General features: G+C 61.0%; 19 protein-coding genes. 11 read left to right on the forward strand and 8 right to left on the reverse strand.

What is annotated here, in order from left to right; genetic code table 11:
• Positions 1-164 precede the first annotated feature (164 nt).
• Genes NKH59_RS31705 through NKH59_RS31720 form a run of 4 tightly spaced genes read right to left on the reverse strand, consistent with a single transcriptional unit; the run spans position 165 to position 4,731 of the window.
• On the reverse strand, positions 165-1,364 hold the full coding sequence (locus tag NKH59_RS31705) for a mandelate racemase/muconate lactonizing enzyme family protein (RefSeq protein ID WP_353024192.1): 1,200 nt from the start codon (positions 1,362-1,364) through the stop codon (positions 165-167).
• A 17-nt stretch (positions 1,365-1,381) separates the two neighbouring features.
• Positions 1,382-2,743 carry a mandelate racemase/muconate lactonizing enzyme family protein gene (locus tag NKH59_RS31710; RefSeq protein ID WP_352614805.1) on the reverse strand — a complete coding sequence of 454 codons (1,362 nt, stop codon included), beginning with the start codon at positions 2,741-2,743 and terminating at the stop codon, positions 1,382-1,384.
• Positions 2,744-2,799: 56 nt separating this feature from the next.
• The gene (locus NKH59_RS31715; protein ID WP_352819638.1) at positions 2,800-3,966 is read right to left on the reverse strand and encodes a mandelate racemase/muconate lactonizing enzyme family protein; all 1,167 of its coding nucleotides are present in this window, start codon (positions 3,964-3,966) and stop codon (positions 2,800-2,802) included.
• A 54-nt stretch (positions 3,967-4,020) separates the two neighbouring features.
• Entirely contained in the window at positions 4,021-4,731 is a 711-nt protein-coding gene (locus tag NKH59_RS31720; protein WP_023679253.1) for a GntR family transcriptional regulator, read from the reverse strand.
• Between the two features lie 209 nt (positions 4,732-4,940).
• Between NKH59_RS31720 and NKH59_RS31725 the strand changes: the two genes are divergently transcribed.
• From NKH59_RS31725 to NKH59_RS31750, 6 genes are all read left to right on the forward strand, one after another.
• Entirely contained in the window at positions 4,941-6,419 is a 1,479-nt protein-coding gene (locus tag NKH59_RS31725; RefSeq protein ID WP_353024195.1) for an ABC transporter substrate-binding protein, read from the forward strand.
• A 79-nt stretch (positions 6,420-6,498) separates the two neighbouring features.
• Positions 6,499-7,458, forward strand: coding sequence for a carbohydrate ABC transporter permease (locus NKH59_RS31730; RefSeq protein ID WP_352819641.1), 960 nt, complete (start codon positions 6,499-6,501; stop codon positions 7,456-7,458).
• Positions 7,458-8,348: a carbohydrate ABC transporter permease gene (locus NKH59_RS31735; RefSeq protein WP_353024197.1), complete on the forward strand. Its 891-nt coding sequence runs from the start codon at positions 7,458-7,460 to the stop codon at positions 8,346-8,348. Before NKH59_RS31730 ends, NKH59_RS31735 begins: the two co-directional genes overlap by 1 nt.
• A gap of 10 nt (positions 8,349-8,358) precedes the next feature.
• Positions 8,359-9,456: an ABC transporter ATP-binding protein gene (locus NKH59_RS31740; RefSeq protein WP_352819645.1), complete on the forward strand. Its 1,098-nt coding sequence runs from the start codon at positions 8,359-8,361 to the stop codon at positions 9,454-9,456.
• A gap of 33 nt (positions 9,457-9,489) precedes the next feature.
• The gene (locus tag NKH59_RS31745) at positions 9,490-10,653 is read left to right on the forward strand and encodes a mandelate racemase/muconate lactonizing enzyme family protein (protein ID WP_352981259.1); all 1,164 of its coding nucleotides are present in this window, start codon (positions 9,490-9,492) and stop codon (positions 10,651-10,653) included.
• A 22-nt stretch (positions 10,654-10,675) separates the two neighbouring features.
• Entirely contained in the window at positions 10,676-11,425 is a 750-nt protein-coding gene (locus NKH59_RS31750) for a ribonuclease activity regulator RraA (protein WP_352823232.1), read from the forward strand.
• On the opposite strand, the gene NKH59_RS31755 is transcribed toward NKH59_RS31750, so the two are convergent.
• Genes NKH59_RS31755 through NKH59_RS31765 form a run of 3 tightly spaced genes read right to left on the reverse strand, consistent with a single transcriptional unit; the run spans position 11,426 to position 14,987 of the window.
• Positions 11,426-12,247, reverse strand: coding sequence for an alpha/beta hydrolase (locus NKH59_RS31755; protein ID WP_352819651.1), 822 nt, complete (start codon positions 12,245-12,247; stop codon positions 11,426-11,428).
• Positions 12,248-12,258: 11 nt separating this feature from the next.
• On the reverse strand, positions 12,259-13,746 hold the full coding sequence (locus tag NKH59_RS31760; RefSeq protein WP_352819653.1) for an NAD-dependent succinate-semialdehyde dehydrogenase: 1,488 nt from the start codon (positions 13,744-13,746) through the stop codon (positions 12,259-12,261).
• A 17-nt stretch (positions 13,747-13,763) separates the two neighbouring features.
• Positions 13,764-14,987, reverse strand: a complete 1,224-nt coding sequence (locus NKH59_RS31765; RefSeq protein ID WP_353024199.1) for an iron-containing alcohol dehydrogenase — start codon at positions 14,985-14,987, stop codon at positions 13,764-13,766.
• A gap of 197 nt (positions 14,988-15,184) precedes the next feature.
• Here NKH59_RS31765 and NKH59_RS31770 point away from each other — a divergent pair, with 197 nt between their 5' ends.
• Positions 15,185-15,877, forward strand: coding sequence for a GntR family transcriptional regulator (locus NKH59_RS31770; RefSeq protein WP_502898605.1), 693 nt, complete (start codon positions 15,185-15,187; stop codon positions 15,875-15,877).
• A 151-nt stretch (positions 15,878-16,028) separates the two neighbouring features.
• Complete coding sequence (locus tag NKH59_RS31775) at positions 16,029-16,622, forward strand: DJ-1/PfpI family protein (RefSeq protein WP_352474439.1); 594 nt, start codon at positions 16,029-16,031, stop codon at positions 16,620-16,622.
• A gap of 62 nt (positions 16,623-16,684) precedes the next feature.
• Here the strand turns inward: NKH59_RS31775 and NKH59_RS31780 are convergent, their stop codons facing one another.
• Positions 16,685-17,581, reverse strand: a complete 897-nt coding sequence (locus NKH59_RS31780) for a GntR family transcriptional regulator (protein ID WP_352819659.1) — start codon at positions 17,579-17,581, stop codon at positions 16,685-16,687.
• A 167-nt stretch (positions 17,582-17,748) separates the two neighbouring features.
• On the opposite strand from NKH59_RS31780, the gene NKH59_RS31785 reads away from it, so the two are divergent.
• From NKH59_RS31785 to NKH59_RS31795, 3 genes are all read left to right on the forward strand, one after another.
• Positions 17,749-18,801 carry an ABC transporter permease gene (locus NKH59_RS31785; RefSeq protein ID WP_352614824.1) on the forward strand — a complete coding sequence of 351 codons (1,053 nt, stop codon included), beginning with the start codon at positions 17,749-17,751 and terminating at the stop codon, positions 18,799-18,801.
• Positions 18,798-19,583 carry an ATP-binding cassette domain-containing protein gene (locus NKH59_RS31790; protein ID WP_352819661.1) on the forward strand — a complete coding sequence of 262 codons (786 nt, stop codon included), beginning with the start codon at positions 18,798-18,800 and terminating at the stop codon, positions 19,581-19,583. The genes NKH59_RS31785 and NKH59_RS31790 overlap by 4 nt, the downstream gene beginning before the upstream one ends.
• 93 nt (positions 19,584-19,676) lie before the next feature.
• Positions 19,677-20,591: a sugar ABC transporter substrate-binding protein gene (locus NKH59_RS31795; RefSeq protein ID WP_353024200.1), complete on the forward strand. Its 915-nt coding sequence runs from the start codon at positions 19,677-19,679 to the stop codon at positions 20,589-20,591.
• The last annotated feature ends 131 nt before the right edge of the window (positions 20,592-20,722 follow it).

A 20,722-nucleotide genomic window follows, 5' to 3' on the forward strand; every position in this document is an offset into this window, starting at 1 on the left:
CGAACGACGCTCAACGCGAGCGCGACGACCGGTTCTTGATCTCTACCTCAACCGCAGGCGCCCCTCCCGCGCAGCGGGTTCGTTCGTCGGCCCGAAACGGTCATTCCGGATGAGAGGTTGCGTGAAGCAGTCCGCGCAGTGCAGGGTGGCGCAAGAAGGATGGTTCAGTCGAAGAAGCCTGCATCCTCTTCCCGGAGATACTTCCTGCCTGCTTCGGCGTCGATATCGAGGCCCAGCCCCGGCGCTTCCAGCAAGTCCACCATGCTGTCCTTCACGATCTGCGACGGCAGGCCGATTACGAGGTCCTCCCACCAGGGGTCGGAGGCGCTCGGGTATTCGAACGCGATGTAGTTGGCGGGCAGGGTGGCGCACACATTGATCAGCGCGCCGAGGCCGAGAAGGCCGTTCGCGGTGCCGTGCGGTGCCATCAGGATCGAGTGCATACAGGCGTGCTCGGCGACCCATTTGAGCTCGGCAATGCCGCCAATATCGGCCGGATCCGGGCCGATGACGCGCACCGCCTGCGTTTCGATCAGCTCCTTGAAATTGTGCCGCAGGTAGATCTGCTCGCCGGTATGAATTGGCGTCGAGGTTGAGGTGGTCAGTTCCCGATAGGCCTGCGGATTGACCCACGGCACATAGTCGCCGGTCAGCATGTCCTCGAGCCACATCAAATTGTACTTCTCGACCGCGCGAGCGAACTTGATTGCATCGGGCAGCATCCAGCCCGGGCCGCAGTCGAGCGCCAGGCTGACCTTGTCGCCCAGCACTTCCTTCATCGCGATCACGCAGTCGAGCATGTGGTTGAAACCGCGCTCGCTGATGACACCCTGATCCATGGCACCGTGGTAGCCAGCCTTATTCTGCTTCACGCCGTAATGGAAGTCCTCGATGGTGTCCTTCATGTTGGAGTGGAACGAGATCCCTTGCTTGATCATGAAGAAATTCTGCGGCTGCTCCATCATCCATTTCACGTCAGCGGCGTAATCCTCCGGCCGGTCCCCCGTTCGCTTCTGGCGGATAGAGCCGTTATAGACGCGCACCTTGTCGCGCACCTTGCCGCCGAGCAGTTTGTAGGCCGGCACGCCTGCGGCCTTGCCGGCTATGTCCCACAGCGCATGCTCGATAGCGCTTACCGCCGCGCCATAGGGCTTGAAAGAGCCGCGTTGGCGGATCTTCAGCATCACCCGCTCGACGTCGGTAGGGTCCTCGCCGATCAGCGCATCGCGGAAATGCAGCACCCAAGGCTTGAGATAGGTCTTGGTGAACTCGACTTCGCCAAGGCCATAGAGGCCCTCGTCGGTAACGATGCGGACTATTGGGTGTTTGCCGATGACGGCGCAGCGGAGATCGGTGATCTTCATCTTCGGTTCTTTTCGCCTCAGCTCCAGATACGGTCCCAGGAATACTCGTCGTCCCAATGATCCGTGGGCTGCCAGATGCCGGTGACACCCGGCTGCAGATGCTGCGAGATCACCTCGTCGACGACGTCGTCAATCCCCAGGCCAGGTTTGTCCGGAACAGTGATAAAGCCGTCCTTCACGAGCGGCTTGGGAAGGCCGGTGACGATATCGTCCCACCAGTCGACATCGGCAGAGTGGTATTCGAGCGCCATGAAGTTTTCGGTCGCGGTCGCGACATGTGCCGCGGCCATTGCGGCGATTGGACTTTCGGCCATATGGATGGCCATTGCGATGCCGTGGTCCTGGGCCATGTCGCCGATCTTCTTGCTCTCGAGGATGCCCCCGCTGGTGAGCAGGTCCGGGTGGATAATGGAAAGGCCGCCGCTCTTGAGCAGAGGCTCGAAGCCTTCCTTAAGGTAGATGTCCTCGCCGGTGCAGATCGGCACCGTAGTGGCGGCCTGCAGTTGCCGGAACTGCTCGGTGTACTGCCATGGGATCACATCCTCGAGCCAGGCCGGCACGTATTTTTCAATCCGCCTGGCGAGCCGAATGCCGTTCTGCAGCGAGATGTGGCCGACATGGTCAATGGCGAGCGGAATATCCATGCCGATAACATCGCGAACCTCGGCAATGTACTGTTCAAGCAGGTCGAGGCCCTTGTCGGAAAAGTGGAGGCCGGTAAACGGATGGGGGACGTTATGCAAATCGTAAGCGGCATTGCGGGCGCGCCGCTCCTCCATGGTCTTGACCGGGCCGCGGCCGGGATGGATGCGGTACCCTTCAAGTGAACCAGCAGGGGAGACGACCGCACCGGGTACATCCGCGATCTGCATCAGCCCCAGATCCATCTTGAGGAAGGTGAAGCCGAGCGCCATGCGCTGCTTGAGGCGCTTGCCGGTCTCGGTGCCGCTCGGCACGGTAGCGTCGGTGTCGCAATAGACGCGCACCTTCTCCCGAAACCGGCCGCCGAGCATCTGGTAGATGGGAACGCCATAGGCCTTGCCGGCGAGATCCCACAACGCGATCTCGACCGCCGAGACGCCGCCGCCTTGCCGGCCATGGCCACCGAACTGCTTGATCCGGCGAAACAGGCGGTCGATGTCGCAAGGGTTCTCGCCAAGCAGCCGGCTCTTCAGCATCAGCGCGTAGGTGGCACTGGCGCCGTCGCGCACCTCGCCAAGCCCGACGATGCCCTGGTTGGTGTAAATCTTGAGCAGGGTCGAGGTGAACGGCGCGCCGACGATTTCGGCTACCCGCATGTCGGTGATGCGAAGCTGGGATGGCTTGGAGTTCGCGTTTACCCGATTGAGCGCTTCGTCGGCGCCACCTCTCTTTGCCATGACTTATCCTCGTTTTCGGCTTGTCGTCCCGCACCCTGGGCCGGCATTTGGTCTTGCTAGCCCAACTCAATCTCGTAGGCCTGCAGGTAGTCGCGGTCCATCTCAATACCGAGACCAGGCTTCGACGACAGCTTGAGGCTGCCGTTCGAAATGTCGAGTGGTCTGTCGATCAGGTGATCGTATTTGCCCAGGTTCCACTCCGATGTTTCGAGTTTGTAGAAATTGGGGACGGTCATCATCACCTGCGCTCCCGCAACCACGTTGATCGGTCCCGCGGCGTCATGTGGCGAGACCGGCACGTAGTAGGCTTCGCACAGCGCAGAAATCTTCTTGAGTTCGGTAATGCCGCCGGTCCAGGTAACGTCGGGCATGATGTAGTCGGCGAGCCTGTTCTCGAGTACCGGCACGAAATCCCACTTCGTGTGGCCGCGCTCGCCCCACGAGATGGCGGTATTGACCTTCTCACGCACCTGCTTGAGGGCGTTAAGGCTCTCGGGCGGGCAGGGTTCCTCAAACCAGTCGATCTGGCCGGCCTCCTCGAGGCTCCGACAGAGGCGAATGGCGGTGGGGACGTCGAAGCGGCCGTGCGCATCGATGAGAATGTCGACATCGGGTCCTGCCGTTTCGCGGATCAGAGCCGTGAGGTCGGCGGCTTCGCGCTCGTCCTTGCGGGTCATGCTGCCATCGAGGTAGCCGTCTCGCTGTTCGCGGGGCAGGCCATCGGCGCTGCGGCCCTGGTGGGGGTAGGGATCGAACTTGAGCGCAGTGTGTCCGGACTCGACAATGTCTAGAATTTCGCGGACCACAGCCTCCTTGCTGGTGAATTTGGCCTGGTTGGGATGGGTGTAGAGCGCGATTTCATCGCGTACCGGCCCGCCAAGCAACTCGTAAATCGGCTTGCCAAGGACTTTGCCCCGGATGTCCCAGAGGGCAATATCGATGGCGCTCACGCATTCGACAGCGGCGCCGCGGCTTCCCATGTAGGTGAAGCTGCGGAAGATCTTGTGCCAGAGATGCTCGATACGCGCCGGATCCTCGCCTGTCACGGCGACGCCGATCTGCCGCAGGATCGTGCAGAGAGCGCGGTTGGCGAGCCTTGTCGTGGTGGTGATCTCTCCCCAGCCGCTCACTCCCTCGTCGGTCGTCACTTCGACGAACAGGAACTCTCCCCAGTAAGAAGCACCGGACTTGATCAGCCACGGCCGAATGCTCGTGATTTTCATCTCAACTACCTTTGCCTGGAAATGGTCAGCTAACGATGTTCTGGACTGGACATTCTATCCGGCCCGAGCGGCGTTGCGCGCTCGCATCTGTTCGAGAATATGCCGGCCCGAACCCTCGACATGGCGGGAAACGAGTTCGGCCGCCTTGTCGGCCTCTCCCGCCTTCACAAGCGCGATGAGTTCGCGGTGCTCGCGCATGATCGCGGCACGTCGCGCCAGCGTGAAATTGAAACGACGGCTCACGGCTCGCAGCACTTCGCGGTGCTTCCACCAAAGCTCGGCGGCGTGGCGGTTGTAGTGCCGCTGGTACATCACGGTGTGGAAAGCGGTATCCAGCTCACTGTGCCTGAATGTGTCGGCGAAGTTGTTCTCTTCGATCAGGCCTTGGAGACGTTCGAGTTCGGCGATGTCCTCGCCGGTAGCCATATTCACAAACCATCGTGTCAGGGCTGGCTCGATCAGAACACCGATCTCGTAGATATCCCGGACAAAATCCTGATCAATGGGTCGCACGCGCGCCCCGCGGTTGGCGACAAAGGTGACAAACCCTTCGCCGCGCAACAACTGCAGGGCCTCGCGCACAGGATTGGTCGAAGTGCCGTGACGCCGGGCGAGATCGGTGACGACAAGCCGTTCGTTGGCAGCGAGCCGTCCCTCGATGATATCTTCCCTGATCAATTCATAAAGCGAGGCGCCCTCGCTGGAGGCCCCGATGGGATCGGTCCCCACCGGTGGCATCGCTTTGAAATCGCTGATTTCGGCCAAGGCCGGGCTCCCCAATTTAATACATACCTTGCCCGATATCACACACGGCTTTCGCAAACAATGTACGATCCAGCGCGTTGACAGGCAATTCACGATCTGAAAACGTACCAAGCGATCGAGAGGATACACTGAGCTGGCAGAAGCATCCTCGCGATCGAAACGAGCAAGGACCGCTTTAGGGCGGCATGGGAGAACCAGGGAGGATACCTATGACGAGAATTGCGCTCGGCAGTGCCGTCCTGCGCGGCACTGTCGCCACTGCTTTGATGGCATTCCTGACGTCTACATCGGCGCTGGGTGCACCGCCGGTCGACCTGAGCAAGTGGTCGCCGGAATATGTGCGCTCGATTGCGGGCACACAGGATTTTGACACGGCGGCCGATTGCGCCAAGGTCACCCCGCTCGATTACAAGGGGCGACTGACATTCTGGTATCAGGGCGTGTTCGAGGGCGACCCCGACCTCCTGCGCCAGTACTACAAGGATTTCTTCGAGACCTTCCGCAAAACCTATCCGAACATCCAGCTCGAGGAACAAGCCCTCACCTATAACGACCTTCTCGACAAGTTCCGCACCGCGCTCCTGGGCAATGCCGCGCCTATGGCGGTCCGCCTGCAGATCCTGGGTGGTACCGAGTTCGCCTCAAAGGGCTATCTGCAGCCGCTCAAGCCAGAGGACGTGGGGTATTCGACCGAGGATTTCTGGCCCGGCGCCATGAAGGCAGTGACCTGGGAGGGCGTGACCTACGGCATTCCGACCAACAATGAGACGATGGCGTTCATCTGGAACGCCGACATCTTCAAGCGGGCCGGCCTCGATCCGGACAAGCCGCCGGCAACGTGGGACGACGTGGTCAAGTATTCCAAGCAGATCCACGACAAGCTCGGCATTGCCGGATATGGCCTCGTGGCTCGCAAGAATGCCGGCAATACGCCGTACCGCTTCATGCCACAGCTGTGGGCCTATGGCGGAGGTGTCTTCGACGAAGCGACGCCGAACCCGACCTATGAGCAGGTCCAGCTCGATAGCCCGCAAAGCAAGGCAGCGCTGCAAGCCTCCTACGACATGTATGTTCGCGACAAGTCGGTTCCGGTTTCGGCACTCACCAATCAGCAGGCCGATAATCAGCCCCTGTTCGTCGCTGGCCAGCTCGGCATGATGATCTCGCACCCGTCCGATTACAACGTCATGCTCGACCTGCAGAAAAAGGCGACGGGCACCGACAAGGACAAGGCGCAGACGGTCATCGACAACATGCGCTACGGCCTGATTCCGACTGGTCCCGACGGCAAGCGCGCCGTCGTGTTCGGCGGCTCGAACATTCACATCCTGAAACCCGAATATGTCGAGGGCGGCAAGGTAGACGAGCCGGCCGCGAAAGCTATCATCTGCATGTGGACGAGCCCTGAATGGTCGCTGAAGATGGCCTACGCCGGATCAAACCCTGGCAACCTCAACGGCTTCAAGACCAAGTGGATGAAGGAACGTCTGGACAACATCAAGTTCCTCGACGTCACCACCTCGATGCTGCCATACGGCATCCCGTTCCCAGCTCTGCCGCAGGCCCCCGAGATCATGAACATCATCATCCCGGACATGCTGCAGAATGCCCTGACCGGAGCGATGACCGTCGACGAGGCAGCGGACGACGCGGCCAAGAAGGTAAAAGACCTGATGGGCGGACTCTAGTCCAGGCCACACCTACGACCTGGACCGGCTGCGCCGCTGGCGCAGCCGCAGCGTTCCGAAGAAAAAGGGCACGCCACAAGTGACGATCGTGACCGGCAAGGCCGAGGCTCGCCGAAGATTGCAACCCGGTTGGTCCGGCGCGCTGCGGAAGGTCTGGGAGCATCGCGCGGACTACGCGTACGTGCTCCCAGCGATCGCCGTGATGCTCATCGTCATCGCCTATCCGATCTACTACACGGTCGAGCTGTCGTTCTTTAAGACACCGCCTGGCCTGCAACTCCGCGACAAGACCTTCATCGGCTTCGACAACTACACGACCATCCTCACCAGTCAGGTGTTCTGGAAAGTCACTTGGAACACACTGATCTGGACTCTGGGGTCAACTTTCATCTCCTTTGTCCTGGGGTTTGCCACAGCGCTGGCGCTCCACCGCGACTTCATCGGCCGTGGTGTCCTGCGCGCCGTCCTGATCATCCCTTGGGTCATCAGCGCCGTCGCCGCCTCCTACATCTGGAAGTGGATCTACCATTCGGACTTCGGGATCATCGGCGCGGTGCTGGTCGGCCTCGGATTGGCCGCCCATCCGCCGAATTTCATCGACAATGTCAGCACGGTGCTGCCCTCCCTGATCGTCGTCAATATCTGGCGCGAGTTTCCGTTTGCCATGATCATGATGATGGCCGGCCTGCAGACAGTCCCCGACCAGTTGCTGCGTGCCGCAAAAGTCGACGGTGCCAATGCATGGCAGCGCTTTTGGCACGTCACCTTCCCGCACTTGCGCAACGTCTCGGTGGTGACGATGCTGCTGCTCGCGGTGGCCAACTTCAATTCCTTCATCATCCCCTGGATCATGACCGGCGGCGGGCCGTCGAACGCATCGCATATCTGGATAACCCACATTTATGAGCTCGCCTTCGGACGGCAGCGCTGGGGCGTGGCATCGGCCTATTCGGTGCTCCTGTTCCTCACGCTGATGACGCTGGGCTACTTCTACGTCCGTGCGTTAAGCGGCAACGAGCGGAAAGAGGGGAGCGCCTGATGAGCACGATTGCCGAAACAGCGCCTCGAGCCCAGACCCGTCGCCGCATGCGCGTCGACGGATGGCGGTGGGCCGGGCGCATATTCCTCGTGTTCATGCTGCTTTATACCGCGTTGCCGATGATCTGGATGCTGATCACCTCGATCAAATCCGGATTCGCGGCGACGCAATTCCCGCCGCAATGGTGGCCGGACGAACCTACCCTCGCCAGCTACCAGAAACTGCTCGATCCGCAGAACAGCGTCGGCCAGGACTTCCTCCGCTTCTTCTGGAACAGCCTTTTCGTGTCGACCGTCACGACAATCCTTTCGGTGATCGTGGCTGTCCCAGCGGCCTACGCGTTTTCGCGCTTCAGTTTCCCCGGCCGGAATTTCCTGTTCTTTGCCGTGCTGCTGCGCAACATGTTCCCGGCGGTGATCTTTCTCGTGCCACTCTTCATCCTGATGCGCGCCATCGGTCTGATAAACACGCATGGCTCGCTGATACTCACCTATCTCACCTTTGGCCTGCCGCTGGCGATCTGGCTGCTCAAGGGCTTTTACGACAATATCCCGGTGCAGCTTGAGCAGGCGGCGCGCATCGATGGCGCAACACGGTTCCAGGCCTTCATCATGATCGTGATGCCGCTCTCGATGCCGGGGATCATCGCCACCGCAATCTATTCCTTCATCGGCGCGTGGAACGAGTACATCTACGCCTACACCTTCCTCTCCAAGAACGAGCAGTTGACCCTGCCGGTCGGCATCCAACGCTTCTTCTCGGAAAATACGACGGACTTTCCGGGCCTGATGGCGGCCAGCTTCATGATGAGTGTGCCCGTCGTGGTGCTGTTCCTGGTCCTGCAACGATACTTCGTACGCGCCCTTACAGAAGGCGCGGTCAAGCACTAGGGAGTTGCCGATGGCCCACGTGGTCCTCCAAGATCTCGTCAAGAGCTATGGCAGCTTCAAAGCTGTCAACCACGTTTCGCTGACGGTCAATGACGGCGAGTTCGTTGCGCTCGTCGGCCCTTCAGGCTGCGGCAAGACAACCACGCTCAATCTCGTCGCGGGGCTGACCCCGATCACAGCGGGCGACATCATCATCGGCGAGCGCGTGGTCAACGACCTCGACCCCAAGGACCGGGACATCGCAATGGTGTTCCAGAACTACGCGCTCTACCCCCAGAAATCGGTCTACAAGAACCTGGCGTTCCCGCTTCAGATGCGCAAACTCCCCAGGGACGAGATCGACAAGAAGGTCAAGGAAGCGGCGCGAGTGCTCGACATGACGCACCTGCTCGAGCGCAAGCCGCGCGAACTGTCGGGCGGGCAGCAGCAGCGTGTGGCCCTTGGCCGTGCCCTCGTTCGCGCCCCCGCCGTGTTCCTCATGGACGAGCCACTGTCTAACCTCGATGCCAAACTGCGCGTGCAGATGCGGTCGGAGATCAAGCGTTTCCACCAGGACCTCAAGGCGACGATCATCTATGTGACGCACGACCAGCTCGAAGCCGTGACCATGGCTGACAAGATGGCGGTGATGAATGGCGGCTACCTGCAGCAATACGATTCACCGGCGCAGGTCTTCGCCCATCCGGTGAACATGTTCGTGGCCAGCTTCATCGGCAGCCCGGCGATGAGCCTTATTCCGTTAGAGGCCTCGACGGCAAACGGCAACACGGTGTTGACCGGCGCCGAGGGCTGGCGCCTTGAGCTCTCACCGCGCAATGCCCAGAAGGTGGCGAAAGCGACGACCAGGAAAGTCGTGCTCGGCGCACGTCACTCGACGATCAAGCTCCACAAGAGTGCGGTCCCTGGTTCCATTCCGGCCAAGGCCTACACGGTGGAACCGACTGGAGACGTCACCTTCGTCCAGGCGTTCCTGTCCGGCGCCATCGTCAACGTCAGCGTGCCGCCGAACATTGCCGTCGCGCCCGACGAGCAGATCTGGCTCGAGTTCGACCAGGAGCGGATGCATCTGTTCGATGGCGAAACTGAAATGGCCCTCAAGGCCAACTGAGATAGAGCGAATGCGTGTGAAACGTGGGCGTGGATGACTGAGAAACTTAAGATCACCGCGATCAAGCCCTATCCGGTGTGGGTAGGAACGCGCAACCAGATGCTCGTCAAGGTCGAGACCGACCAGGGCATCTTCGGCTGGGGCGAGAGCGGCTTGAGCGGTCGCGAGAGGGCCGTGGCCGGCGCGGTCGAGCACTATCGCGAGTTTCTCATCGGCCGCGACCCGATGCAGATCGGGCGGATCTGGCAGGAGATTTACCGCAGCCAGTACTTCGAAGGCGGACGAGTCCTTCAGGCGGCGATTTCCGCCATCGACATCGCCCTTCACGACATCAAGGGCAAGGCGCTGGGCGTGCCGGTCTACGAGCTGCTGGGCGGCAAGCAGCGCGACCGCATTCCCACTTTTGCCTCGACCGGCGACGAGGCCGAGGGCGACGTTGCCATCGAACGGGCCCGCGAACTTCGCGCGCAGGGGTGGCAGGCGATCCGCTTCTTCCCCTTCGGGCAAAACAGCAAGGACATCTTCGAGCCGCGCGAGTCCATCGGCGCTACCGCGGGCATGCTGAACAGGGCGCGCGAGGCGCTGGGCGACGACGTGGTCCTCGGCCTCGACTATCATCATCGGCTGTCGGTGGCAGAGGCCGCGAGCTTCTGCAACAAGCTCGGTCGCGGCGTGCTTGATTTCCTCGAGGAGCCGATACGGGCCGAAACGCCGGAGGCCTATGAATCGCTGCGCACGATGACCGAAATCCCCTTTGCCATAGGCGAGGAATTTGCCAGCAAGTGGCAGTTCCTGCCCTACATCGAGCGCGGCATCCATCAGTTCAACCGGCTCGATGTTTGCAATGTCGGCGGGCTCACCGAGGCGATGAAAATCGCTGGCTGGAGCGAGGCGCATTATGTGGACCTGATGCCGCACAATCCGCTTGGTCCAGTGTGCACGGCCGCGACCGTGCATCTCGCTGCCGCGGTACCCAACTTCGCGTGGCTCGAGACCAGGGCACCCGAAACAAAGCTGGGCTTCGACAATTCCGACTTCTTCCCCGTGCAACCACGGCTCGACGGGACCGATTACCCGGTCGGCGATCTGCCGGGGCTCGGCGTCGAGGTCAACGAAGTTGCGGTCCAGACGCAGAGTTTGCGTTTCTGGGAAGCGCCTCACCTTAAGCGCCGCGACGGTTCTGTTACGAACTGGTAGTTCCATTCAATCGGAGTCCACAATGACACATACTTCCGACATCATGCGGCCGCCTAAAGACCTGATCGACGCGCTAAGGCAGATCGGCGCCGCGACGGTTGCCGGCACGCTTGGCCATATGGGTTTCCGCAATCCGCACATGGTTGGTCCGGTGGCGCAAAACCACGGGAAGTCGATCGTCGGGCCGGCGCTGACGCTGCAGTTCCTGCCGCAGCGGCCGGACCTCTTCACCGAAGGAGAATATGCCGATCCGGAGACACAGCTGCACCGGCACGTGCTCTATCACGCGCAGGAGGGCGATGTGGTCGTGGTCGACGCGCGCGGCGACATGAGCTCGGGCGTCTTCGGCGATATGATGTCGACGTATTTCAAGGGCAGGGGCGGGGCCGGTATCGTCATCGATGGGTGCATGCGCGACCGGCCCAATGTCGAAAAGCTCGACCTGCCCCTATGGCTGCGCGGCTGGACGCCAAACTATCATGTGCAGACCAGCATCTATCCCAATGCCGTCAACGTTCCGATTGCCTGCGGCGGTGTCACGGTGATCCCGGGCGACATCATCGTCGCCGACGACGACGGGGTGGTGGTGCTTCCCGTCGTGATGGCCCCGAAGGTGATCGAAGAATCACAGAAGCATCATGATTGGGAGGAGTTTTCGCGAGCGAAGCTCATGGAGGGCGGGCCGTTGCAACGCTACTATCCGCTGCATGACGATGCCCGCGGAGAGTACGAGGAGTGGCGCAAAACAAATCGCCTGGAGAACCCGAGTTAGTCAGCAGGCCTTGGCGATCAGTTTTGCCAGGCAATCGCCAGCCTCGGTCCCCGGCACGCCAAGATCTCTGACACTGTCCATGTGGTTGCGGTTCGGGAGCACATGCGACGTTACCAACGATCCCTGCCGCAGCAAGCTTGCTTTGAATCGATCGGCTTGCTGATGGAAGGGTGGCGTCTCGTTGGCTCCGACCAGAACCGCCGCCTTGGTTTGAGCATCATGCCGACAGGCGAGAGGTGTGAACATGGCGACTTCCTCGTCGGTTATTCCAATCTCGTTGGCGAGAAAGGAATCCTGGAGCGGCTTCAAATCATAGAGTCCGCTCAGGAGAAGGGCTGCCTTCACATTCGAGGGGGTATGCTCGCCCTCGAACAGAAACGTTGCAAGATGGGCTCCTGCCGAATGACCACTGACAGTCAGGGCCGCCGGGCTTCCGCCATGATCGGCGATGTTGGCCAGGACCCACTGCTTGGCGCGGCGCACCTGGTCGACGATCCTCGCCATTCGGACCTTGGGCATCAGAGCATAATCGAGGATGACGGCGATGGCCCCGGCCTGGGTAATCGTCGTCGCGATGTATGAGTAGTCGCGCTTGGAGAACATTCTCCAGTAGCCGCCATGGACAAAGATGTGCACCGGTAGCGCCGTTCTTTTGCCCGCAGGAAAGAACAGGTCCATGGTCTCGGTCGGATCCGGTCCGTAGGCCACGTCAGCGGTCATCGGAATGGCGGCGCGGGCGACCTCGCTGCGGTCAACAATGTCCTGCACGATTTGGTCAAAATCAGCAACGTGGTCGCGGATGCGAAAGGGATCGCCTTGCATTCTTCTTCAGCTCACATGCTGACGGCGAGGTATTTCGCCTCCATGAACTCGGCAATGCCGTGATGCTGCCCTCCCTCGCGGCCGAGCCCACTTTGCTTGACGCCGCCGAAGGGAGCTGCCGGATCAGACATCAGCCCGCGGTTGAGAGCAATCATCCCGGCCTCGATGCGGGAAGCCACCCGCATGCCGCGCGCCAGATCGCGCGTGTAAATGTAGGCAGCAAGCCCATATTCGGTGTCATTGGCGCGTGCGATGACCTCGGCCTCCGTTTCGAAGCTCGAGATTGGCGCCACCGGCCCGAATATCTCCTCATGCGCCATCTTTGCGTCGCCCGGCACGTCGCGAAGCACCGTCGGAGGGTAGAAGAAACCGCGCCCGGACAGGACTGAGCCGCCGCACATGACCCGCGCGCCGCGTGTGACCGCGTCGACGACAAGGCGGTCTATCTTCTCGACCGCCTTTTTCGTGATCATTGGCCCGCATTCCGTGTCCGGATCAGTGCCAGGGCCGACCTTGAGCGACGACATCCGCTTCTCGAGGCCATCGCAGAAGGCTTCGTAGACGCCGGATTGCACATAGAGGCGGTTTGCGGCCGTGCAGGCCTCGCCGGCGTTGCGCATCTTGGCCACCATTGCACCATCGAGCGCCGCTTCGAGATCGGCGTCGTCGAACACAATGAACGGTGCGTTGCCGCCGAGTTCCATCGAACACGAAACCACATGCCTGGCAGCCTCTGCCAGCAGAGCGCGACCCACACCCGTCGAACCGGTGAAGGAGAGTTTGCGCACCCGCGGATCGGCCAGCATGGCGGCTGTCAAAGGCCCGGGACTGGAGGTTGTCAGGACGTTGACCACCCCTGGTGGAATGCCCGCGTCCTGGTAGAGCGCGGCGAGCGCATAGGCGGTGAGGGGTGTCTCACTGGCCGGCTTCAGGATCACCGTGCATCCAGCGGCAAGTGCGGGCGCGATCTTGCGCGTCGCCATCGCGGCAGGAAAATTCCAGGGCGTGATCAGGATGCAGATGCCGACGGGTTCGTAGTCGACCACAATCCGATTGGTGCCGGAAGGCGCAGTACCGAATTCACCGGTAATGCGAACGGCCTCCTCGGCATTCCAACGGAAAAATTCCGCGGCATAAGCGATCTCGCCGCGGGCATCCCGCAGGGCCTTGCCGTTTTCCAATGCGATGAGAGTAGCCAGTGCCTCCGATCGGTCCGTCATCAGTTCGAAGCAGCGTCGGAGGATCTCGGAACGCTTTCGCGGCGGCGTTGTTCGCCAGTCATCGGCTGCCTTGGCAGCGGCTTCAACGGCAGTGGCGGCGTCGTCCACGGTCGCATCCGGCACAGCGGCGATGACAGCCTCGGTCGAAGGATCGACGACCGGAATCACCCTGCCATCCGCGGACTGCCGCCATTGGCCGCCAATATACAGCCCGTGCGAGATTGTGTGGAAGTCGCTGATGCCCTGATCGTCAGCCAGAACCTGTGAAAACGTGTTCATCTCGATATTCCCGATTGTTACATGATGCTGGCGAGGTCGCCATCAAAGGCCGCCTGGACCAGGTGTCGCATGGTCCGCAAATCAAATGGACGCGGATTGTTCTTGATGAGGCGCTCGATAGCGATCGCCTGTTCCGCCGTCCAATCGAGCTTATCGGCGGGCAGCCCCAGCTCGGCTAACGAGGAGGTGATCCCGATTGCCCCAAACAGCCGGCTGACTTCGGCAATGGTCGCGTCGGCCAACTCGTCGGGCGTCCGGCCTTTACCATCGAGGCAGAGCGCGTTGGCGATCTCGGCCATCTCGGTCGCTGCGGCTGTTTTGTTGTACTTCATGACGTACGGCAACATGGTGGCGACACCCAATCCGTGAGCGGTGTGGGTTATCGCGCCAACCGGATATTGCACGGCATGCGCTGCCGCTGTGCCGGCCGTTCCGAACGCGCAGCCGGCTGCAAGTGCACCCATCATGACGTCGGCCCGGGCGTCCTCGTCAGAGGGCCGGCGGCATGCCGTTTCAAGGCTTCGGCCAAGCAGCTTGATCGCCAGCAGGGCGAAGTGATCGGTCAAGGCGGTTTTGCCGATAAAGACATGGTTCTGCGGAAGGCCGGGATCGGTCCCACGCCTGGCGGCGGTGAAGGCCTCGATTGCATGCGTCAGCGCATCGGCGCCTGCGATTGCCGTCAATCCCGGCGGGCATGTCATCGTCAACTCAGGGTCGCAGATGGCCGCGGCCGCGATCAGATACGGGCTTGAGATGCCGACCTTAAGTGTGCGATCCGGATCCGAGATCACGGCAACCGGGGTGACTTCAGAGCCGGTGCCGGCTGTCGTCGGCACCGCGATCAGCGGCAGCGTCGGGCCGGGCACCTTGAACTCGCCGTAGTAATCCTGGAGCTGACCGCCGTGACTGATGAGCAGCGCGGCGCATTTGGCCATGTCGAGACAGCTGCCGCCGCCAATGCCGATCACCATGTCGGGCGCGAACTTCCGTGCTTCCTCGACGCAGACGGCAACGGTGTCCCGAGGAACGTCGGGCAGCACACGGTCATGCATCAGTACGTCCAGCGAGGCGGCTCGCAGTGCCGCGATAATCTCAGCGAACTGGCCCGTTGCGGCAAAACGTTCATCGGTGCAGACGAGCGCGCGACGCCCGAGCCTGGCCGCGACAACCGGAATGACGTGGCGTTGGCCCCTCCCGAAGAGGATTTCGCGTGGCAGCCTTATCGCAGCGAAAAGGCTCATGACCTGCATCCTGTGATGATGTCTGGAAAGGCCGCTGGGGCGGCACGCTGCTCCCGCAGGGCTACCGCTAGCGCCATTGCTTTGTCTCGTAACCGCCGCAAATGATATCCTCTATAAAATCGTATAGGATATAGGATTGCATTAGCCAGAGCATCGTGTTAGCAACTCAATGTGTCAAGAGGCAAAACATGCAGGCCATGAACTTACTCAATGCGGACGATACGAACCTCGGCGGCGGGCGTATCCAGCGCTCCAGCAGCCTGGTTGAGGACGTCTACGAAGCGATTTTTGCGCAACTCATGTCGCTGAAGATTGCGCCGGGCTCGCGCATCACCGTCGACAGTCTGGTCAAGGAGTTCAACGTATCCCACACGCCGATCCGCGAGGCGCTCGGCCGGCTCGAAGGCGAAGGCCTGGTGCTGAAGACGCATCTGATCGGTTACCGCGCTGCGCCGCAGATCACGAAACGGCGGTTTGACGAACTTTATGAGCTTCGCCTGCTGCTCGAACCTCATGGCGCAGCCAAGGCAGCCGCGCTCATGGACGAGGTAAAGCTCGCGCAGCTTCAGACGTCGGCCGGCGTCATGGCGCGCCGTGAGGGCAAGGACGAGCGCCTGCGGTATTCCAACTTCGCCCGCCAGGATGCCATTTTCCATGACAAGGTCATGGAATTCGCCAACAACGAACTCGTGCGCGAGACACTGGCGCACCAGCATACCCACTTCCACATATTTCGCCTGATGTTCCATTCGCGCGTCACCGAGGAGGCGCTTGATGAGCATGAGGCCATCCTGGCCGCTTTCGCTGCGGCCGATCCTGCCGCTGCCGAGCAGGCGATGCGTCGCCATATCGAGCATTCCCGCGACCGTTTGTTGCTGGCGTTCGACTGAGACTGTCCCGATGTCCCCGCACCCGCCGTTGACGGTCATCACGCAGGCCAGTGCCAACGAAGACTACTTCCCCGATTCACCCTTCTAGAAACTCAAACCTACCAGGCGAGTACAGGTCTCGCCCGGCCGTTGTCACAGGAAAGGAAGTACCATGCCAGGCAAAAAGATCCTGATGCTGACCGGTGAATTCACCGAGGAATACGAAATCTTCGTCTACCAGCAGGCGATGGAAGCGGTGGGCCACAGCGTCCACGTCGTGTGCCCAGACAAAAGCGCCGGAGACCTGATCAAAACATCGCTGCATGATTTTGAGGGCGATCAGACCTACACCGAAAAGCTCGGCCACTATGCGCTGATCAACAAAACCTTTTCCGACGCGGAGAAGCAGTTGGAGCAATACCACGCCGTGTACTGCGCCGGCGGCCGTGGCCCCGAATACATCCGCACGGACAAGCGCGTACAGGCGATGGTGCGCCACTTCCACGAAACCAAGAAGCCGATCTTCACGATCTGCCACGGCGTGCAGATCCTGATTGCGGTGGACGGCGTCGTGCGTGGCAAGAAGGTCGGCGCACTGGCGGCTTGCGAGCCCGAAGTGACGCTTGCGGGCGGCACCTATATCGACCTGTCTCCAACGGAGGCATATGTGGATGGCACGATGGTTTCGGCAAAGGGCTGGACGGCCCTTGCAGCGTTCATCCGCGAATGTTTGAAGGTGCTCGGAACGGAAATCCGTCACGCGTAAGCGTTTGCTTCCGACGCGTTCCAGAGGATGCGTCGGTTCCCTTGAAGGGCGGGTCGACTACATCATTCAACAAGTCCGATAAGCGAACGCGTCAACGTTGCTCTTGCCGACGCCAGGTGCGCTCGGCAGGCCCGCTCAATCCGGTCAGATTCGCGGCTTTCGAGCGCATCGATATAGGCGAGATGCTCGAGGATTGCCGCCTGGTTGCGCTGCTTTTCGTCCTGCTTGTTCCACTGATAGTGGTAGTGAAAAATGAACGTGATGATGTCGTAGAAATCATCGATGAAGCGGTTCGGTGATGCCTCGTTTATGAGCCGGTGAAACCGGTTGTCCAGGCCGGAGAAGTCATGAAAACGGCCCTCAATTCGCTCCAGCAGGTCGGCATGCGCCATCTTGAGCGCAGCGAGTTTCGACCATAGGGGAGAACTGTGCGGCTGTAGTGAAAATAGTTGCGCCGAACGCAGTTCGAACATTACTCGGATCTCGAAGAGCTCAAGTGCAAAGCCTTCGGTGAAGCCCTTGAAAAGCCAGCCTGTATTCGGCCGTTTCTCGATCAGTCCAAACCGGCTGAAGCGGATCAGGAATTCGCGAATTCCGTTGGTCGCAACGCCGAATTGGCGCGCAAGCTCGAGCTCATTGATGCTGGTTCCAGGCCTGGTGTCGCCCCGCAGCATCCACTCCATGAACTGCTGTTCGACATGCTTGGCGCGAGGTGTGGTTTCGGCGTCCGGATAGTAATCGTTGTCGCTGACCGGGCGGCCCGTCGACCTGAGGCCGTGGCGTTCGGTGATAAGTTCGCGGTGAACCAGTTCCCGCAAAACCTTTCTGACGGTTGTGCGGCTGACGCACATTCGCCGTCTAAGCTCATTTTCGGAAGGAAGTTCACCGGCCAGTTGCCCGTCGCGCAGCATATTCGCAGCTCGATTGAAGGCCTTCTTGTAGACGGTGTCGGTTCTCATCGGATTTTCCTTGGGAACTATAGCTTGTCCTTTTATCATGAACTTTATCCATAAAAAACAACTTGACCCGGCCCGGCCGGTTGTTTTTTATCGATAAGAAGAGGACCTGAACACGAATTGAATTTTTGACGACACGGCTCGTACAAGCCGCGGCGGGGAGGGGAAATTTGCCTGAAACGGGAAACACCGGCACGACTGTCGGCGAGGCCGCGTTGCCGGCATCGAGGAAGTCAGAAGCCGTTCCCGGCCTTGCGCTCGGCCTGATGCTGCTGAGCGCTGGTCCGGTGGTCATCCTGGTGCTGCTGATCGCCGTTCTCAGCTTTCTGTCGCCCTATTTCCTGACGGGACGCAATCTCAGCAACATCCTTGCCCAGACGGCCGTCATCTCGGTTGTTGCGATGGGCCAGCATCTGGTCATCCTGACACGCGGCATCGATCTCTCCGTCGGCTCGAACCTTGCACTGGCCTCCGTCTTCGGCGCGCTGAGCTTTCATGCCGGTGCTCCCGCCATCATCGTGATCGCCGTGATGGTTGGCTGCGGTGCCGCGGTCGGCGCCATCAACGGGCTCTTCTACGTCTTCGGCCGGCTGCCGCATCCTTTCATCATCACGCTGGCGACATTGAGCATCGCCAAGGGGCTGGCCCTGCAACTGGCCGATGGCCGCGCCATTCCTGGCATGCCGGATTCGATCGATGCGCTTGGCCGCGAGGCGGTTTGGGGCCTGCCTGGATCGGTTTTCGTCGTTGCGGGCGTTGCCGCGGTTCTTTCCGTCATGGCTAAAACCATGGTCTGGGGGCGCTGGATTTATGCCGTCGGCGGCCGGCCCGACGCCGCGCTGCGCATGGGCATTCCCGTGTCCTGGGTGCTGGTTTCGGTCTATGTCATCTCAGGGCTGTGCGCCGGCATCGGTGCCGTCATCCTTGCCGGCCGCACCGACGCCGGTTCGCCGCTGTTCGGCAATCTGCTGGAACTGGACACGATCGCGGCGGTGATCATTGGCGGCGCCAGCTTTCTTGGCGGCCGCGGCCACCTCGGCCATGCCTTGATCGGCGCCATCATGATCGGCGTTATCCGCAACGCGCTCAACCTGCTCAACGTCAATGTCTTTTTCCAGCTCATCGTCATCGGCGTGGTCATCGTGATCGCGGTCGAGTCCGACGTGCTGCGCAATTACCTCGAAGGGCGTGTGCGTGTGCTGCAAGCTGGGAGACAGTCATGAGCGCCGTTGCGGCCAAAGTCGATCACGCGGTCACGGCGGACAATCCCGTGCTGGCGGTACGCGGTGCTACCAAGCGTTTCGGTTCGGTTCTGGCCCTCGACGATGTCAGCATCGAGGTGCGGCGCGGCGAGATCGTCGGCCTGCTCGGCGACAATGGCGCGGGTAAATCGACGCTGACCAAATGCATCAGCGGGGTGCACCAACTCGATGCCGGCGCGATCCTTTTGGACGGTGCGCCAACGCAGATACGCTCCCCTGCGGATGCGCGCTTCGCCGGCATCGAGACCGTCTATCAGGATCTGGCGCTGTTCGACAATCTGACACCGGGACAGAACTTCTTTGCCGGTCGCGAACTGGCTGGCCCGCAATGGCTTCCGCGCGGCCTGCGGTTTCTGCAGCAGCGCCGGATGGACGCCGAGACCCGTGCTCTGCTGGCAAAACTCAAGGTTGCGTTGCCGCGGCTGGATGCCGTCGTCGCCATGATGTCGGGTGGACAAAGGCAAGCGATCGCCGTGGCCCGCTCGACCGTGTTCGCCCGCAAGGTTGTCATTCTGGATGAGCCGACCGCCGCACTCGGCCTGCGTGAATCACGCCAGGTGCTCAATCTGGTCGCTGCGCTGCGCGACCAGGGCAATGCCGTCATCCTGATCACTCACAACATGGAACACGTCGTCGAGCTCGCCGATCGCGCGGTGGTGCTTCGCCAGGGCCGCAGGGTCGGCGAACTGGTGCCGACCAAAGGCAACAAACAGGAACTGGTTTCCATGATCGTTGGAGCCTGACCCGTTCGAAATTTGGGGACCTTTCAGGTCCGCAAATGCCTGAAGCGTCTCCCGCCGGGAGGCGTCTCAATCCAAGGGAGGAATACAATGCCAATGAACCGAAAACTGTTCGCAGGGCTGGTGATCGCTGTTGCGTTTTCCGTGCCGGCTTCGGCCGCAGACAAGATCAAGGTTGGCCTGATTACGAAATTCCCGGTGCCGTTCTACTCGACCATGGAGGACGCCGCCAAGAAATACGCGGCCGCTCATCCGGAGATCGAACTGGTCACCGGCCAGGGCCAGGCAGCTACCGACATCGAAGGCCAGATCGCTCTGATCGAATCCATGATCACGCAGGGCGTCAACGGGCTGGCAATCACTCCGGTCGACCCGACGGTCGCGCCGGCGCTCGACAAGGCGGTGGCCGCCGGCATCAAGGTGGTTCTCGTCGACAACAGCATTCCCAACTGGAAAGGCCAGACGGCATTGGGCTCGACCAACAACCTCAACGGCGGCAAGATCGCCGGAGAGTATCTTAAAACGGTGCTCAAGAGCGGTGACAAGATCGGTATCCTGCAAGGCGTTCCCGGGGTGCCGGCTCTGGATGACCGGGTCACGGGCATGATGGAGGGATTGGGCGACGTCAAGGTCGATGTCGTCGGCAAGGGCGCAACCAACTGCACGCTGGAACTTGGCACGTCAGTGACCGAAGACATCCTCACCGCCAATCCCGATCTCAAGGCGATCTACTCGGCCTGCGGTCCGCCGATCCCTGGCGCCGTCAAGTCGATCAGCAATTCCGGCATTGCCAACGACAACCTCATAGTGGTCGGCTTCGACGCGTGCTGCGGTGAGATCGAAGCGATCAAGTCGGGAGCGGAGGACGCCAGCGTAGCTCAATTTCCAGCGAAAATGGGTGAGCTTGGCATCGACACCGTCGTCAAGGCCATCCGCGGGGAACCCGTCGAGGCCAATGTGGATACCGGCGCCGGACTGGTGACGCTGCAGAACGTCAAGGACTTCGAGTGATCCACCAGCGGTGGCGCGCGGGGGAACCGCCTGGCCCCAGCCAAAGCGCCGCGGCACCCACTCACAGGGGTGGAATTTATTAAGAATGCCCCGCAAAACAAAGAAGCATGGCAGTGAGAAGGGGCGGCCGG

This window comes from Mesorhizobium sp. M0998, from assembly GCF_040318885.1.
GTDB lineage: Bacteria > Pseudomonadota > Alphaproteobacteria > Rhizobiales > Rhizobiaceae > Mesorhizobium.